The sequence below is a fragment of the Brumimicrobium glaciale genome, assembly GCF_004152935.1.
In the GTDB taxonomy this organism is placed as follows: domain Bacteria; phylum Bacteroidota; class Bacteroidia; order Flavobacteriales_D; family Crocinitomicaceae; genus Brumimicrobium; species Brumimicrobium glaciale.
This window is the reverse complement of the sequence record NZ_SETE01000002.1, coordinates 437,438-455,189: the sequence shown is the minus strand read 5'-3', so window position 1 is coordinate 455,189 and position 17,752 is coordinate 437,438. Positions and strand designations below refer to the sequence as shown.

Sequence of the window (17,752 nt, the reverse complement as noted above, 5' to 3'; positions counted from 1 at the left end):
CTTTAAACTATTTTTCTGTGTAAAATTCGATGAATAAAAGCCCTTCCTTGATTTCTGTTTTCACACGATAAAATCCTTTTTGCTCTAGGAATCTTTGGAGTTCTTCTGTCTTAATTATTGTTTTACCATTTTTGAGTGTAAATTCATTCACGTTATCGGATTTCCCTTCCACTTCAATTCTTCCGGCAACATAATTAGCTCCAGCAACAATTCGATTTACGTTGGCTTTAATTTGAATAGAATCTTTTCCATTTACATAATCAAAATCTACTTTGGCTTCGGTGATATTGAAACCATAGAACTGCTGAGATTCATTCGGTAATAGAGGAACATCAAAGTACTTCCCTCTTGAAGGTTGAATATCTAATTCAGCTTTAGAGATTTCAATTTTCATTAAATCATTGATGATTCCTAGTGGATAACAAGTGCTGTCTTCATCAATAAATTGAATACTTTTAATGTCATTTTCATCGAAATTCATTCCTTTCGTTTCAAAATGAATGGTAAAAGGTTTATTGTTCAAATCAACCAACGGATTCTGCTGCAGACCAATCGCAATTGTTTTTGTACCCAAGTATGCGTAAACAGTTTTCTCATTTGAATAACTGTAGTTAAAGTTCCCCTCTATGTTACTGATGTATCCTTCCGTTTTACATGGATTCAAATTGAATTTCAGGAAATTAACCGCTGGATAATGAAAAGAAAACTCTTTAAACATCAATAATTTCATACTTGTAAACCCACCTGAATGACTGTTACTGGTTTGTAAACCAACGTAGAAAATATTTTCATAGTTAAAACTGTCAATAGGAATTATCGTTTTTGGAATAAAATCTTTGATATTTTCAAATTCTTCAAAACGAGATAGGGAACCAGCATATCCAATTTTACCAGATTTCAATGTTTTGTCATAACATCTGCATGAGTTTTCATCTTCTAAACTTTTGTCAATAATAAACTCACCATTTTCGAATTGACTAATTTCAGCATCACTTTTCTCGTCATACTTTATCCATTGTCCATGTCTTTTTCCATCCTTGAAATATCCTGTGTTGATAAGCTTCCCGTCTTCATCTAAATTTTTGTAAAGGCCATGAGTCTTGCTGTCCTTCATTTCATGTGAAGTTTTGAGCTGACCATTTTCATAATATGTTTTTACTTCCCCTAAACCTGTTGTAAAATTGTTTCGACGTTGTAATCTTAGAATGTTCCCTTTATAGAATTGACGTTCTAGCTTTATAGAATCTCCAGCCGTATTTAAGAAATTAAAGTTTGAAGTATCACCATTTTCCCACATACTAATACTGTTGCTCAATTCCGGCTCTCGCATGCTTTTCAAATTTCCATTTTCGTAATAATCAGCGAAATATTGTTCTTTTCCAAGACTGTCATATTTTCTCACCTCCCTTAAAAAGCCTTCGTTTGCATAAGAATAGCCATTTTTCACTTTATGATTTGGAAAGTAAGAAATCCGTGATTTAATCACTCCGTCAACCGTTTTATCTACCCAATTCCCAATCGGAAGTCCTTTGTTGTATTCTGCATGAGTTAAAGTGTCACCATCAATTGGATTGTAAGAAATCCAAGTCCCATTGGGTAAACTGTCTTTAAATTCTATTTCAAAAAACGGAAATCCATTTTTATAATTCCATTGGTATTTTCCATCTTTGAATCCTTCTGTAATTAATTTCTCATTATTCCAATTTGGATTGTATTGGTCAGCTATTTTTTTTGCGATTTTATCAATTTCCTCTTCATCAACGGAATTACCTGTACTGGTATAAACTTGATTTAATTTTCCATTGGAGGTGAAATTTGCAGTTGTAGTATAATGTTTATCTGCAATAAAATGAATTCTCCTCAATTGCTGATTGGTGAACATATTATATCCGAAACTAGGTCGAGAATGCCTTAACCAGTGAATTGATTTTATCTTTTGGTCTAGTGAAATCTCAAAGTTTAGGGCATCAGTAATACTTAATTCTTTTAATTTCCCATTTTCATAATTTAATCCTATGCTATTCTTGTCATTTCCTTGTGCATGAAATACTCTCGTTAGTTCACCAGATTCATCATAAGTCCTGTTCCAACCAATGTGCTTGCGAGAACTATAAACACGCTGATACATATAGTCTTCTTTGATTTGTCCGTTTTCATAATAAGTTTTGTACAAACCATCTAGTTCTCCATCAGAAAAATGCATGATTCTTTCAAGTGCACCATTTTCATAGAACTGCTTTGTGGCCCCTTCTTTTTTGCCATTTTCCCACATGGTTGTGTAACGAAGTTGACCTTTCGTCCAGCTAGTTTCTAGTCCTGTTTGTTGAGAGACTTTTTTTCCATCAATATGAAGGATTTCAAAATGTCCTTCGTAGATTTTTAGTCCATCTGTATCAAAACGTTCTTCAACTCCAGACTTCAGATTATCTTTGAAGTGTGTTCTAATTGATAGTTTTCCTGTGTGATAGGAGTAATCTTCCTGAACTCCATTTCTCATAAAGTTCTCCCAATTTTCTATGCGTTGAAGTTTACCACTATTATAAATCGTGATTTTGCCATCATATACGTTTTTGTAAACCGTGTCTCCAACTGCTATTTCTCTATAGTAAATTCCTTTTCGTGCTTCATTGCCCTCATTGTCAAAATGAATAAATGAACCATGTTCCAATCCGTCTTTAAAAATAACCTCAGACTTTAATGTGTTGTTTGTATTTTGGTGATATTCTTTACATAATCCATCTTTTTGTCCATTTTTGAATTGTAAATCGGAAGAAATATTCCCGTTGTAATGGTAATATTTAATTGAACCATCTAAAACTGATATTTTTTCAGGTACATATTGAATTTCCTTCCTTACATCAGATGAACTTTTTTCTCTATTCTCCTTCTTAGATATATTGTCAATAGATTTCGGATTGTCAATGATGATATAATTCTCATCTCTTTGTAAAATACCATTGTTCCCATAAGACAACTTATTCCCAATATTCAAATCATTTTCAAACTTTCCTTTCTCTTTTAAACCTCCATTTTGTTGGTAAATAGTGTATTTTCCATTTTTAGATCCATTTTTGTAAATGTATTCTTCCTTAATTCCACCATTTAGATAATTCGCAATTACTTTTCCATGTAAAACAGAAATGCCTTCTTTAGGGATGGCTTTGTAATTTTCAGTTCGTGTTAATTGCTTATTATTTCGATCAAAGTATTCTACTTTTCCTTTAAGCAATCCGTTTTTATAATTCGCAATGAGTTTTATCTCTCCGTTATCAAAAAACAATGTTTGATCTCCATTTAATTCTCCGTTTTTAAAACCACTAATTTCTATAGTGTCTTTTGAAGCATTAAGAATGATGATTTCTTTCTTATTAAAAATTGTATCATTTCCAGCCAGTTTCCTGTAAGAATCGTTGAATTTATTCCCTGGTTGAGAGAATGAATAAAATGAGTTGAATAGGAGGAAAGGCAGAAGGAATATGAGTTTATGGTAAATCTTCATTTTTAAATTTGTTGGGATTTTAATTTTGTACAGTTTAAAGTGTTATTCGTTCAAAATAGTATTGGAAATCCACTCTTATTCTGATCATGAAAACTTATTTTCTTAATCTTTAAAGTTAATCAATTTAGATAAAAGCGTGAAAGATTCTAATTCTTAGGATATTTTTATTTGAGTTAACGGAAGATTTTAAATTGAGTTGCCTTTTCAAACCGAAGTCATTTTAAGTGATTATGTCAAAATTAGTACGGGCTGAAAGTCCAGATCAACTCAGCAGGACGCAACGCGTTCTGCTGAATTGAGGGTGTTTTCACGCGCTGAAAGTGCAGCTCAGAGTTTTAGCCTAAATCTTCAAACGACTCATCTTCGAAAACATCTGTAATCAATAAATTGTCATCACCGTTTTCATGCAACTTCTTAAACGCTTTATCCCATCCTGTCCTAGGCTCTTCAATCGGACGCAAGATTATATGATTCTCCTCTAAAGTCATTTCAACTTTATCACCTATGTTGTATTGCTTTAAAATCTCATTTGGAATTAGAATACCTTTTGATTTTCCGATTTTAATTATTGAAATTTCCATTGTATTTTTGTCTAAATACAAGGTTATTACAATTTATTTTGCAAAACTAATCTATCTATGAAAGTGTATTATTTCTAAGTTACGTTTAATCGACTCAAATTCTTACTTCCGCTTAAATATATTCGAGATATTCTTTCTTATATCTTCCAACATTTCCATTGGTTCTATGAAAGTCGCATTTTTTAAATTCATCTGACTTTTATCCATTACTCCAGCTTGCATTGGGAAAATCAGAATATAGCTCGTTGTTTCGAAATACCTGTTCAAATAATGTGGGATTTTATTCATACTTGAATGATAGGAAGGTTTATCTTTGCGACTTAAAATGATAATCAAGTTATCATCTTTGTGAAAGTTTCGAGAGAGAATTAAGAAATCTTCCCACGCACTAAACTCTTCGAATTCACATTCTATTGGATGTTTTGTTTGAACTTCTTTTATGATTTTCAAAGTGTCTTTGTGTCCGTAGAAATGAAGCTTTGCACCTGAGTTTCTTGCGATGTTCCAAACTTTTATCAACCAGAACGGAAATCCTAATTCTTTCTCAGCATGTTCTGGAACGATAATAACATGTCTTTTAATTGTTCCAAATGGTTGAGCTGGCTTGTAAATTAAAGTCGTCGTATTACACTTTGTTAAAATGCCTTCAGTTAAATGTCCTATAAAACTAGCTGAAATTCCTTTGGCTACATGTAGTCCAAGAATTATATCAGTGATTTTATTTTCTTTAACAACGCTTGTTATTCCATTCACAATATTCAAATCATAACGGAGTAATTCATGCAGTTTATTGTCAGTTGCTGCAGCCGTAACAGCTGCTTTATTCAATATGATCTTCGCTTTTTTATCCGAACTATCTGGTGTAGTATTGTCAATGATTTTTAAAGCATATAAACCATCTGTATTCTTTTTGGACTTTATGGTAACTCCTAAATTGACCAATTCTTCAGTCGTTTCAAGGTTATTGATTGGAATTAAAATCCTTTCTAATTCTTCATCTTCCGTTTCATCAGTTATGTCACTTGCTTCGGCTAAAGCAATGTTTTTCGCTCCTTTTTGAGCTGCAAATGATGCAATTGTGCAAGTAAAGAGAATCATTAAAATAGTACCATTTAAAATACTTTCACTCAATAATCGAATGGGTTCGCCTGATGAAGTTTCGCCCAATATAATATTGTATCCAACCAAGACCGCCGCTAAAGTTGCTGCTGCTTGTGCATTACTTAATCCAAAAATCAATCTTCTTTCATCCGCTGAAAACTTGAATGTCTTTTGAGTCAACCAAGCGGCTAGGAATTTCGAAAATGTAGCAACAACAATCATTACCGCAGCAACTTTTATTGTTTCATTGTCTTTGAAGAACACGCGGTAATCGATAAGCATTCCAACTCCAATCAAAAAGAAGGGAATGAAAATGGCGTTTCCAACAAACTCAATCCTGTTCATTAATGGAGAAGTTGATGGAATTAATCTATTGAGAGCGAGTCCAGCTAAGAAAGCTCCAATTATAGCCTCCACACCAGCTAATTCGGCCAATACAGCTCCTAAATAAACCATTACCAACACAAAGATGTATTGAGAAACCTTATCATCGAAACGTTTGAAAAACCATCTTGCAATGATTGGGAATATCAACATGACAATCAACGCAAACAATACAAGTGAAACAGAAAGTCTAATCCAGAATTCAGTGTTCACTTCTCCAGTAGTTACCCCAACAATCACCGCCAGAACTAAAAGTGCTAGGGTGTCAGTGATCATTGTTCCGCCAACCGTAATATTTACCGCTTTGTTTTTAGCGACTCCCAAGCTACTGATTAATGGATAGGCGATGAGCGTATGTGATGCAAACATACTTGCTAATAATACAGAGGTTGGCCAAGTAAAATTCAATACATAATAACCAGAGATAAATCCCAATCCCATCGGAATTAAAAATGTGTACATTCCAAAAACCATACTTTTCCCACTGTTCTTTTTGAAGTCAGCCATGTTCATTTCTAATCCGGCCAAGAACATGATATAAAGTAGTCCCGCAGTTCCGGATAAAATGATACTGCTGTCTCGCTCCATTAGGTTAATTCCATAAGGTCCGATTACTGCTCCAGCGATAATTAACCCCAGTAAATGTGGAATTTTGATTTTGTTCAAAAGAATAGGAGCAAATAGAATAATCATCAATATCAAAAGGAATTTTAATATTGGGTCAGTAAGGGGCAGAGTTGTATCGAGTATACTTATTAATGTCATTATTTCTCCTTTTTAAGTTGGAAATCCAAACATATTTCTAAGCCTGTTTATCAATGTTTGAAAGGTATATGGCTTTGTGGAAGTAGGTTTGAAACACTCCGTAATTTTAAGTCGAATGTAGTGATATTTTGATTCGAAAAACAAGAGGTGAAAAATAAATATAATAGGATTGATTGACTGTTTACAAAAGGAAAGTAAAAGAATTCTTAAATTTTAACCAGAAAGGAGGGAAGAAGCTTTTTAGAATCTACAAAAGCATTTCTACTTAAAAATTCATCAAAAAAAAAGTCCAGACGATAACGCCTGGACTTTATATAAATTTATGTTTTTGAAATTATCTTTTTTCAATAGAAACGTAGTCACGTTCAGTAGCACCTGTATAAATTTGACGAGGTCTTCCAATTGGTTCTTTGTTTTCAACCATTTCTTTCCATTGTGCAATCCATCCTGGTAATCTACCAATTGCGAACATTACAGTAAACATTTCAGAAGGAATCTCCAATGCTTTGTAAATAATTCCAGAATAGAAATCTACGTTTGGATATAAACCTCTTTCAATAAAGTAAGGATCTTCCAATGCAATTTTCTCCATTTTCTTAGCAATTGCTAAAGCTGGATCATTTACACCTAATTGTTCAAGAACATCATCAGCTGCTTTCTTAATTATCTTAGCACGTGGATCGAAGTTTTTGTAAACTCTGTGTCCAAATCCCATCAAACGGAAAGAATCATTTTTGTCTTTTGCTTTAGCAATCCACTTGTCTAAGTCACCTCCATCAGCTTGAATTTTGTCAAGCATTTCAATAACTGCTTGGTTTGCTCCACCATGTAATGGTCCCCACAATGCTGAAATACCAGCAGAGATAGATGCGTAAAGATTAGTTTGAGATGATCCAACAATTCTTACAGTAGATGCAGAACAGTTTTGCTCATGATCAGCATGAAGAATTAATAATTTATTTAATGCTGTTGCAACAACTGGATTTGGTTTGTATTCTTCAGTTGGCATTGCGAACATCATGTTGAGGAAATTCTCAACATAATCCAATTCATTTTTTGGGTAAATAAAAGGATGACGAACAGCATTTTTATATGACATTGCTGCTAAAGTTGGAAGTTTAGCAAGTAATCTGTGAATTGTTAAATCAACTGCTTCTGGTGATCTGTTTGGATCTTGAGATTCAGGATAAAAAGTAGATAAGCTAACTACCATTGATGCCAAAACTCCCATTGGATGCGCTTTTGAAGGGTAAGCTTCAAAAAACTGCTTCATGTCTTCATGAACCAATGTGTGATTCGTAATACTCTTTTTAAAATCTGTTAGTTGAGTTTCAGTAGGTAATTCTCCATAGATAAGAAGAAAAGCCACCTCTAAAAATGTCGCTTTTTCTGCTAATTGTTCAATTGGATATCCTCGGTATCTTAAAATTCCGTTTTCTCCATCTAAGTAGGTGATTGCACTAGTTGTACTTCCTGTGTTTTTAAAACCAGGATCTATTGTAATTACTCCAGTAGTACCTCTCAATTTCTTGATGTCTATTGCTTTTTCATTCTCCGTACCAGTGATAACAGGGAATTCGTATGTTTTCCCTCCAATTTCTATTTTTGCAGTCTCGCTCATTTTTTTTTACTCGTTTTAATGTATTTTAATTTGGTTGCCTAAGTTAATGAAAACTTTCATTTATTTCACTTTTATTTGGCAGTTCTTTTCTCTATAGAACATACGTAATGTCAATAAGTTCACAACTTCTTAATTTTCAGACTTATTTTTTTTAATCTTTTTGTAAAATTTTATTCGCCTAAGCGCTAAACTTTTAATAATTTTTCTTTACAAGAAAATTTCACATCTTTAATCCTAGTTTATAAAACTCGTTATAAATTTTCTAAAGTATAGGCTAACATCATTCTGAATAAATGATTTCGAGTGTTTCCACCATAAATTCCATGGTCTTTATTTGGGTAAATAAATTGATCAAAATCTTTATCTGCTTTCACCAAAGCTGTAATCATTTCCATAGTGTTTTGCACGTGCACATTATCGTCTCCAGAACCATGAATGATAAAATAATTTCCTTTTAATTTATCGACATGAAAAATAGGGGAATTATCGTCATATCCTAAAGGGTTCTCTTGTGGAGTGCGCATGAAACGCTCTGTATAAATATTATCATAATATCTCCAATTCGTTACTGGTGCTACAGCAATAGCCATTTTAAAATCATCTGCACCTTTTGTTATTGCCAATGAAGCCATGTAACCACCATAACTCCAACCCATTATTCCGATGCGATTTGGATCAACGAAATCCCATTTCTTTATGTACTGAGCAACAGCAATCATATCCTCTGTCTCTAATTTTCCCAGTTGTAAATAAGTCGATTTTTTAAATTGAGCACCTCTGTACATTGTTCCTCTTGGATCAACACTCATTACAATGTATCCTTTTTGTGCCAATAATTGGTGATAAGCTCCATTTCCTCCATCATAAGCATCCTTCACCATATTGGAACCTGGACCTCCATATATATTAAAGTATACAGGATATTGTTTTGTGCTATCGAAGTTTGGCGGATACAAAATCCACGCATTCAAATCATGGTCTGCGCCTTCAACTTCAATAAATTTCTTCGGTTGAAAATCCATTTCATTGATTAAGAATTTTAAGATTTCATTATTCTCTAATTCCATAATCAATTTTCCACTTGCATTATGTAAAGAATAAACAGGAGGTGTATTGATGTTTGACCAACGGTTAACGTAATATTGCATTCCTTGAGAAAAAGTAACCGAATTTGTTCCTTTATTATCACTGATTTGGTCTTTTTTTGTTCCATCTAAGTGAATAGAATATAGTGCTGTATATTGCGGGCCTTCTTCTGCTGATGTGTAATACAAAATCCCTTTTTCTTCATTGATTCCCATAAATTCAATAACATCCCACTTTCCTTCTGAAATTTGCTGACTCGATCCGTCAATTCCAATTTTATAGATGTGATTGTAACCATCCTTTTCACTTGTTCTGATAAAGTGTTTTCCGTCTTTCAGGAAGTATAAGTTATCATCTATTTCAACATAAGCATCATCTTTTTCTTCATAAATAACTTTGGCTGTCATGTTCTTTTCTTCAACATCTATCCAATGATATTTTAAATGGTTTTGATGACGGTTTAAAGTCAATGCCATTAATTTATTTTCAGCAGATGAAAATTTTATTCTTGGAATGTATTCGTAGTCTCCTAATTCAATGGTTGTGGTCTTTGCATTTTTTACTTTGGCTACCTTCAAACATACTTTTGAATTGTCTTCTCCCGTTTTTGGATATTTAAAAGTATAAGGACTAGGGTAGAGGTCTTCAAAATACATCATCGTAAATTCCTTTACTTCACTTTCATCAAAACGTAAAAACGCAATGTTTTCACTGTTTGGAGACCAATCATAAGCTTTCGTGTAAGCAAATTCCTCTTCGTAAACCCAATCCGTGGTTCCATTGATAATTTCATTTTCTTTTCCATCCTTAGTAATGGCTTTAACTTTTCCAGTTGCGATAGTTTTGACGTAAATATCATTCCTATATATATAGGCCACTTTTTCACCATCTGGAGAATAAGATGCTAAAGTTTGTGGTTTTCTATCTGAATCGAGCGGAGAAAGAGTTTTAGACTTTAAATCATACAAGTAATATTCAGCTGAGAAACTTCTTCTGTATCGCTTTTGACGATTTACGGTGAGCAGTAGTTTTGTTTCATCATCATTGAATTCGTATCCGTCAACTTTTAATTCAACACCTTTATAAACAAGTTCTTTTCCATCGAGGATGTTTTCACCAGTTCCCGAAAGGTCTTCAAACGAATAACGCATGATAGATTTTTTTTCATCCACTAAAGCGAAACGAGAATAATGTTCTCCATCTTTCATTGAACGGAATCCACTAATTCCATTTCCATAGAATTGATATTCTTTCCAGATTTTTTCAACTGTTAATTCGTTAGTTGAATCTTTTTCTTGTGCCAAACCTAAAAAGTTTGTAAAAGCTATTATCAATGCTGATAAAATGATGTTTTTCATGCCGAAATTATTTTTTTACGAAGATAAAAGAAATTCCTTATTCTCAAGTTGCTTCATGAAATTCCAAATGGTTGCTAATTCGAAATATTCTAGTTTTATATGATTTTGTTGGGTTTTGTTTTGTCTCTGTTGATATTATACCAAGGACTTACGTCTTTGGCTATTAATACGCCGTCCTGCTGGCTTTATTGTTCTGAAATATAGTTCATTGTATATTTGGTTCTACCACTATTTTAATGGAATATTGAATTTTTTCAACTATATAAAGCTTCGAGTCACTAAACGGATTCACTCTATTTACAAAACTATCGTAATGTTTTATAAAATAAAAAAAGAGATTCCTCGTCGCGGTGCTCTGTTGGAATGACAAGAGGTTCGGATTTATTGGTCGGGGAAAGTGTTGCTCAAGTTCCGCTTGAGCAACACTTTCCCCGAAAACCTACCAACTTGACTGTCATTCCGACAAAGTTTTAATTCTTACCAAATAATTAAAGTGCCGAGGAATCACTTCTTCAAATATCTTTATTATTAAGTAGTTCAGATTAATATTGAATTAATATTCTAAAACCTTCCATTAAGATCAGGGTAGAATCATATCTTTATAAATTACAAAAGATATCCTTCGAAAAGACTTGACAGCGTATTGATAAATATTTTAAAATTCAAATCTTTTAAGTTTCAGTTTAATTCGTGGTATAAAGATTAGTTTTTGGAAAGATTAAAATTGATTACCCGCAGTATTTCATGTAGAGCCAATATTCTAGTTCAGAAAGAAAAATTTTCAAAGTGTCAATTGAAAGTTAAAAGACTAAAATAGTATTTCACATATTTTTTCAACAATTTTATTTTCTCTAATTTCTTTTAATAAATAAAAAGTGATATTTCGCTATATCCTGTTATTAATCCATGTTTTATGCAATTATTCAATTTAAAATTAAGTGTACCTAGTCAAGTATTTACATGTGTTTATACATTTATTACACACGATTTTACCAAAAAAACATAAATTGTTCATAATTTGATAATATAAGGTTCAATAAAAAGCCTTAATTTTGTACTGAAAATCATTTTATGTTCTCCTTGAGGCAATTTAATTTCATGCTGAAACCATTAAATGATAAAACAATAAAACATTAAAAAACGATTATAAAATAAGTTGTATCCATATAAGTTTGTTCAAACTCGCAACTATTTTTGTTTTTTTAAATTTGTAACATTTCTCAAATAAATATAATAACTATGAAAAAAATTTTACTTTCATTCGGTCTACTTTTAAGTGCTGCTGTTAGCGCACAAGATTGTGACGGTTTGTTTATCTCTGAATACGTTGAAGGTTGGTCAAACAACAAGGCAATAGAGATTTACAATCCAACAGGTTCACCAATTAATTTGAATGACTACATGTTAGTACGTTATTCTAACGGAGCTACTTTTGTAGGTCCTGAGTCAGGAGTTCAATTGAATGGTACAATCGGAGCTTACGATGTTTATGTAGCAGTAATAGACAAAAGAGACGAAAACGGAATTGGTCAAGAAGCACCGGTTTGGGATTCTTTACAAGTCCGTGCTGATGGTTTCTACTCTCCAGAGTACAATGTTTCTAAAGCAATGTACTTCAACGGAAATGATGCTATGGTTTTAGCAAAAGGTACATTGTCTGATATTGCTAACTCTCAATTAATTGATGTTTTCGGAAAAATTGGTGAAGATCCAGATGTTGGAGATCCTTACAATGGATGGACAGATACTTCTCCATTCTACGGAGTAGGAACAGTGCTTACAGTTGACCATTCTTTAATCCGTAAGCCAGGTGTTAAAAAAGGTGTAACAGCGGTTACTATTACAGAATTCAATGCACTAGCAAAATGGGATTCTATACCAGCAGTTCTTCCAATGTTGGATGCTAATGGAGATCCTATTTTAGATGGAGCTGGAAATCCTCGTATTGAAGGAAACTGGGCGACTTTAGGAAACCATGACTGTGAATGTAATGCATTGTCAGTAAATGATGAAGTAGCAATCAAATTGTCTATTTATCCTAATCCTTCTTCAAATGGAGTATTTAACTTTGCAACTGAAAGCAATATCGTAAATGTTGAAGTTTACAGTGTAGTTGGTCAAAAAGTATGCTCTCAAGAGAACAAAACAGGTATTCAATCTTTCACAATCGGAAATCAACCAGGTGTTTATTTAGTTAATCTAAAGACATCAAATGGAGTTGTAACTTCTCGTCGTGTTATAGTTAAATAAGAATTCAAAATTTATTTAGGGGAGTATAAAAGCTCCCCTTTTTCATATCAATTTTTTCCATTGTGATAAAGAAAATTATATTCCTCGCTTTCCTACTTCCATTTTTTGCTCTTGCGCAAAAAGGAACCCTAAACGGAAAAATTAAAGATCATGCAACCAATGAGCCAGTTATTGGAGCTTATGTCTATATTTCTGATGATTATAGATCAAAAGCACAACTTGACGGGTCTTATTCAATTCAAAATTTGCCTTATGGTAAATATGAATTAAGAATATCAATGTTTTCTTACGATACTTTATTTACAACTATCACTATAAATGCGCCAGTTGTAATTAAAGACTTTTCTATGGGAGATACCCAAGAAATGGAAGAAGTCGAAGTTATTGGTCAATTGGCAGTAGATAGAAAAACTCCTGTTGCTGTTACCCGTATTTCAGCCAAGCAAATTACCGAAGAATTGGGATCTCAAGAGTTACCAATGATTCTAAATTCCACTCCAGGAGTTCACGCAACTCAACAAGGTGGTGGTGATGGTGATGCAAGAATTAGTATTCGTGGATTTAACCAAAGAAATATCGGTGTAATGATAGACGGTGTTCCAGTAAACGACATGGAAAATGGAGCAGTATATTGGAGTAATTGGTTTGGATTAGACCAAATTACAAATCAAATTCAGGTTCAACGTGGATTAGGTGCTACAAAATTAGCTATGCCTTCTGTTGGTGGAACCATGAATATCATTACTCAACCTACAGGTGGGAAACGCGAAATTAAAGTGAACCAAGAATATGGGTCAGGGAACTTCCTTAGAACTTCTTTGTCTTATAAGTCAGGTAAATTGAAAAATGGTTGGGGAGTTTTATTCTCTGGTTCATACAAACAAGGTGATGGATGGGTTGACGGATTGAGTACGCGTGGTGCCTTCTATTATTTAAAAATTCAAAAGAAAGTGGGAAAACACTTGATCTCTTTAAGTGGATTTGGTGCTCCACAAGAACATGCTCAGCGTACATATAATCAACCAATTGAATATTGGGATTCAGAATATGCAAGAAATCAAGGGATTGAAGTTGCTGCAGATGCTGTTAATATTGATAATGGAATTCGTTCTAATCAACATTTTGGTTACATAACAAATTCAAATGGAGATCGAGTACAAAAAGCAGAAAGAAGAAATTACTACCACAAACCACAAATCACGTTGAAAGATTTTTGGAAAGTGAATAAAAAATTATCTATTTCAAACATGGTTTACATGTCGATTGGTAGAGGTGGAGGAGAACGTTTGAAAAATTCAAGCGGAATTCTTTATGATGAGGAAGGACATGTTGATTGGGATCAAATTATAGAAAATAACCAAGAAGTTAAACTTTTTGGAACTATTGTTCCAAGTGTTGATCCATCACATCATCCAACTTTATTGAAATCTTCTCAAGTTATTACTTCAGCAGTAAATAATCATATGTGGGTTGGAGGTGTTTCACAATTCGATTATAAATTAAATGATAACTGGGAAATATCTGGAGGTTTAGATTACCGTTATTACAAAGGAGAACATTATACAGAATTGACAGATTTATTAGGAGGAAATTATTGGATTAATTCTAATGACCAAAACGCATCTACCAACATGAAAAAAGTGGGTGATAAAGTGGGTTGGCAACCTTACCATAATTACCGTGATGCTTTGGTTCAATGGGGAGGAGCTTTTGGACAAGTAGAATACAATAAAGGAAGATGGTCATCATTTGTAAATTTATCTACTGTTATTAACGGATATAAAGGAATTGATTATCACCAAAAAAGAGAAATTCATTTGGCTGATACAATTTTATATATTGGAGGACAAGATGTAGTGAAATATGAGGGTGAATACTATCACCCAGATCATCCAGATTTAAAATACAATCAAACTGACTGGAAATTATTGGCTGGTTTTACTGCAAAAGCAGGTGCTAACTTCAATATTACAGAGAAAATGAATATTTTTGTTAATGCTGGATATTTGTCAAGAACTCCTCAGTTTAGTAATGTAATTAACAGTGAGGACAATCAATTCTTTGAAGAAATTTTGAATGAAAATATTTTAGCATTTGAAGCTGGATACGGATTTAGATCTAAAAAATTCAGTGCAAATGTTAATGGTTACTACACAATGTGGCAAAATAAACCATTTCCTTTTGGTGTATCTGTACCTGATCCAAACGATCCAACAGAGTTTGTTAGGGCTAACGTGAATGGAATGGATGCATTACACATGGGAATTGAATTTGATGCTGTTTATAAAGTGTTTAAAAAACTTTCACTTGAAGGAATGGTTTCTATTGGTGACTGGACTTGGCAATCATCTGAGCAAATTAATGTTGTTGGTCAGATCTTTGAGTTTGATGCAAAAGGTGTTCATGTAGGAGATGCAGCGCAAAGTACATTTGCTGGAGCAATTCGTTTTGAGCCCCTGCCAAGTTTATATATAAAAGCAGGATATACACATTTCGCTCGATATTTCAGTGATTTTGATCCTTTCTCTTTAAGTGTTGCAAGTGGTAATGGAGGTAAAGAGTCATGGCAAATTCCTGATTATGGAATGTTGTCAATTCATACTGGTTACCGTTTCAAATTTGAAAAATCAAGCTTGGTTTTGAGAGGTAATGTATTTAATGCATTAAATACATTGTATATTTCTGATGCTAGAAATAACCAAAATGGAAGTGGTTTCGACGCTACTTCTTCAGGTGTTTTCTTTGGTCAAGGAATTCGTGTGAATTTCTCCTTAGGTTTCGAATTTTAATAATTGAGGATCATAATAAATTAGAATAAAATGAAAAATAAACTTTTACTTTTTGGTGCGTTGTTTTCGATGTCAGCCTTGTTTGCTCAAACAAGTATCGATGACGCACGTAATTTTCCAGTTGGAGCTACTGTTACTATTAAAGGGGTTTCTTCTGATAGTGGAGAATTAGGTCCAATTCGTTATATTCAAGATGCAACGGGTGGAATACCAATTTATGGTAGTATGGCAAACGGAGTGAATAGAGGAGACTCTGTAACTTTAACAGGAGTAATTAAAGATTTTAGTGGACTTTTGGAAATAGATCCAATAACTTCATTGACTCCAAATGGAGCAGGAACAGAAATTGCACCTTGGAATATAAATATTGTTGATTTAGGAAATACGTATGAAGGGCGTTTGGTAAGAATTGATAATGTAACTTTCCCAACTTCAGGGGCAGCATTCGCTAATAGTACAAACTACAATTTTACAGATGGTACAAATACAGGAACGCTTCGTATTAATTCTGGAACAGCAATGGCAGGACAGACGATTCCAGGTGGAGCGCAGTCAGTTGTTGGATTGTTGAGTGAATATAACGGACTTTTCCAATTGTTGCCGCGTGATATAAATGATATCTTTGGATATACTGCTCCGGACAAGAAAATTGAGGTTTTAGTTGATGGAACACCTGTTTTAAACGGTGCTACTATTCAAATTGGAACTACAGCTTCTACACCAATTGAATTAAAAAATATTGGAGTTAACAATTTAACAGTTTCTGCGATTAATTTCGCTGGTGCTGCTGCAGCTGATTTCTCAACGAATTTAGTAACTGGAGCTATCGCAGGTGCTGGAAGTGTTACTGGAAATATAGCTTTTTCTACAACAGTAAACGGTTCTAGAATTTCAACAATTGCTATATCATCTGATGATCCTACTGATCCAGTTTTTACTTTGAATTTATACGGAATTGGGAATGATAATTTAGCAACAGAGCCAAGTTTTGGAACATCGATTATTGGAATTACAAATGTTCAAGCGTACACTATGAATGTTCAGAGCCATGCTTCTTTTGATGGTGAAGGTTTCCTTATTCTTTGGAAAGAAGGAAGCACTCCAACTGGAGTTCCTGTTGATGGAACTTCGTACTTAAGAGGAGATGTGATCGGTGATAGTAAAGTTGCTTATGTTGGAAATTCTGAAACTTTTACTCCTAGAGGAATTCGTGCAGATATAGACTACCATTTTGCGGTTTATGTTTTAAATGGTTATGGAAACTTTGTTAACTACAACCAAACAGATGTTGCAATTGATAATCAAATGTCGAGTGGAAGTAACATTGGTTCTTATTATGGTGCTTTAAATACTGGAACATCAACTTTAACTGATGACTTAACTGCTTTAATTAATCCTCATAATTATAGTTCTTACTTTTTATATAAGACATTATTAATGGATGGTTTTGAAGCTTTAGATACATTAGCAGGAGAAAGCTACATTACTTGTGTTTACTCAGGTGAGAAAAAAGTGTATAGCGGATCTTTTGATTGGACTGCAACAGGATATTCAAGAGAACATACTTATGCACATTCTTGGTTCCCAACTAATCCAGCAAACGGAACACCGGAGGAATTAGAGTATGCAGATTATCACAACTTGTATCCAACAAACTTAAATAAAGCAAATACGCCAAGAAGTAATCTACCTTTCGGTGAAATCGTTGGAACACCAGCTTTTACATATTTAGAAGGTTCTAGAGGACAAAATGCTAGTGGTTCATTAGTTTATGAACCAAGAGATCAGCAAAAAGGAAACTTAGCGAGATCAATTTTCTACATGGCAACAGCATATAATGGTGCTAGTGGAACTGGTGATAACTGGGGAATGCCTTCAAACCAAGAGCAAGACGTATTGAAAAAATGGCACTTTGATGATGTGCCAGATAGTTACGAAATTGCTCGTCATGAGTTAATTTACAGTATTCAAAACAATAGAAATCCTTACATTGATAGTGCTGATTTCGCTTGTTATGTTGATTTCTACGCTGTTTCTTACATTTCAGAAGGATGTGAATTAGGATTGTCTTCTAACTTTATTGAAAACAACTTGTCTATTTTCCCTAATCCAAGTAATGAAATCGTTTATGTTCAATTGAATGGAGTTAAAATCACATCAATTAATGTAACGGATATGACTGGAAGAACAGTTGGAACATTCACTGCAGCAACAGAATTCGTTGAAGTAGATGTTACGAAATTCAATGCAGGAACTTATTTGTTGAATATTAATACAGAAAAAGGTAATTTGGTAAAAAGAATTATCGTTCAATAATA

Annotated in this window: 8 protein-coding genes; 3 read left to right on the top strand and 5 right to left on the bottom strand. The window is 33.4% G+C overall.

Annotation, left to right across the window (positions count from 1 at the left end; all coding sequences use genetic code 11):
- Window positions 1-7: 7 nt before the first annotated feature.
- From ERX46_RS05550 to ERX46_RS05530, 5 genes are all read right to left on the bottom strand, one after another.
- Window positions 8-3,499 (bottom strand): toxin-antitoxin system YwqK family antitoxin, encoded by a 3,492-nt coding sequence (locus tag ERX46_RS05550; protein WP_130092848.1) that lies wholly within the window; start codon window positions 3,497-3,499, stop codon window positions 8-10.
- A gap of 335 nt (window positions 3,500-3,834) precedes the next feature.
- Window positions 3,835-4,080, bottom strand: coding sequence for an AbrB/MazE/SpoVT family DNA-binding domain-containing protein (locus ERX46_RS05545; protein WP_130092847.1), 246 nt, complete (start codon window positions 4,078-4,080; stop codon window positions 3,835-3,837).
- 102 nt (window positions 4,081-4,182) lie between these two features.
- Complete coding sequence (locus ERX46_RS05540) at window positions 4,183-6,330, bottom strand: cation:proton antiporter (RefSeq protein ID WP_130092846.1); 2,148 nt, start codon at window positions 6,328-6,330, stop codon at window positions 4,183-4,185.
- A gap of 334 nt (window positions 6,331-6,664) precedes the next feature.
- The gene (locus tag ERX46_RS05535) at window positions 6,665-7,951 is read right to left on the bottom strand and encodes a citrate synthase (protein WP_130092845.1); all 1,287 of its coding nucleotides are present in this window, start codon (window positions 7,949-7,951) and stop codon (window positions 6,665-6,667) included.
- A 251-nt stretch (window positions 7,952-8,202) separates the two neighbouring features.
- Window positions 8,203-10,395 (bottom strand): S9 family peptidase, encoded by a 2,193-nt coding sequence (locus tag ERX46_RS05530; RefSeq protein ID WP_130092844.1) that lies wholly within the window; start codon window positions 10,393-10,395, stop codon window positions 8,203-8,205.
- 1,239 nt (window positions 10,396-11,634) lie between these two features.
- Between ERX46_RS05530 and ERX46_RS05525 the strand changes: the two genes are divergently transcribed.
- From ERX46_RS05525 to ERX46_RS05515, 3 genes are all read left to right on the top strand, one after another.
- The gene (locus ERX46_RS05525) at window positions 11,635-12,645 is read left to right on the top strand and encodes a lamin tail domain-containing protein (protein WP_130092843.1); all 1,011 of its coding nucleotides are present in this window, start codon (window positions 11,635-11,637) and stop codon (window positions 12,643-12,645) included.
- A 62-nt stretch (window positions 12,646-12,707) separates the two neighbouring features.
- The gene (locus tag ERX46_RS05520) at window positions 12,708-15,434 is read left to right on the top strand and encodes a TonB-dependent receptor (RefSeq protein ID WP_130092842.1); all 2,727 of its coding nucleotides are present in this window, start codon (window positions 12,708-12,710) and stop codon (window positions 15,432-15,434) included.
- Between the two features lie 30 nt (window positions 15,435-15,464).
- Window positions 15,465-17,750, top strand: a complete 2,286-nt coding sequence (locus tag ERX46_RS05515) for an endonuclease (RefSeq protein WP_130092841.1) — start codon at window positions 15,465-15,467, stop codon at window positions 17,748-17,750.
- The last annotated feature ends 2 nt before the right edge of the window (window positions 17,751-17,752 follow it).

Excerpts from the sequence above, each read along its gene's own strand:
- ERX46_RS05550 (WP_130092848.1), bottom strand. The coding sequence starts at position 3,499 with ATGAAGATTTACCATAAACTCATATTCCTTCTGCCTTTCCTCCTATTC.
- ERX46_RS05530 (WP_130092844.1), bottom strand. The coding sequence starts at position 10,395 with ATGAAAAACATCATTTTATCAGCATTGATAATAGCTTTTACAAACTTT.
- ERX46_RS05540 (WP_130092846.1), bottom strand. The coding sequence starts at position 6,330 with ATGACATTAATAAGTATACTCGATACAACTCTGCCCCTTACTGACCCA.
- ERX46_RS05545 (WP_130092847.1), bottom strand. The coding sequence starts at position 4,080 with ATGGAAATTTCAATAATTAAAATCGGAAAATCAAAAGGTATTCTAATT.
- ERX46_RS05525 (WP_130092843.1), top strand. The coding sequence starts at position 11,635 with ATGAAAAAAATTTTACTTTCATTCGGTCTACTTTTAAGTGCTGCTGTT.
- ERX46_RS05535 (WP_130092845.1), bottom strand. The coding sequence starts at position 7,951 with ATGAGCGAGACTGCAAAAATAGAAATTGGAGGGAAAACATACGAATTC.
- ERX46_RS05515 (WP_130092841.1), top strand. The coding sequence starts at position 15,465 with ATGAAAAATAAACTTTTACTTTTTGGTGCGTTGTTTTCGATGTCAGCC.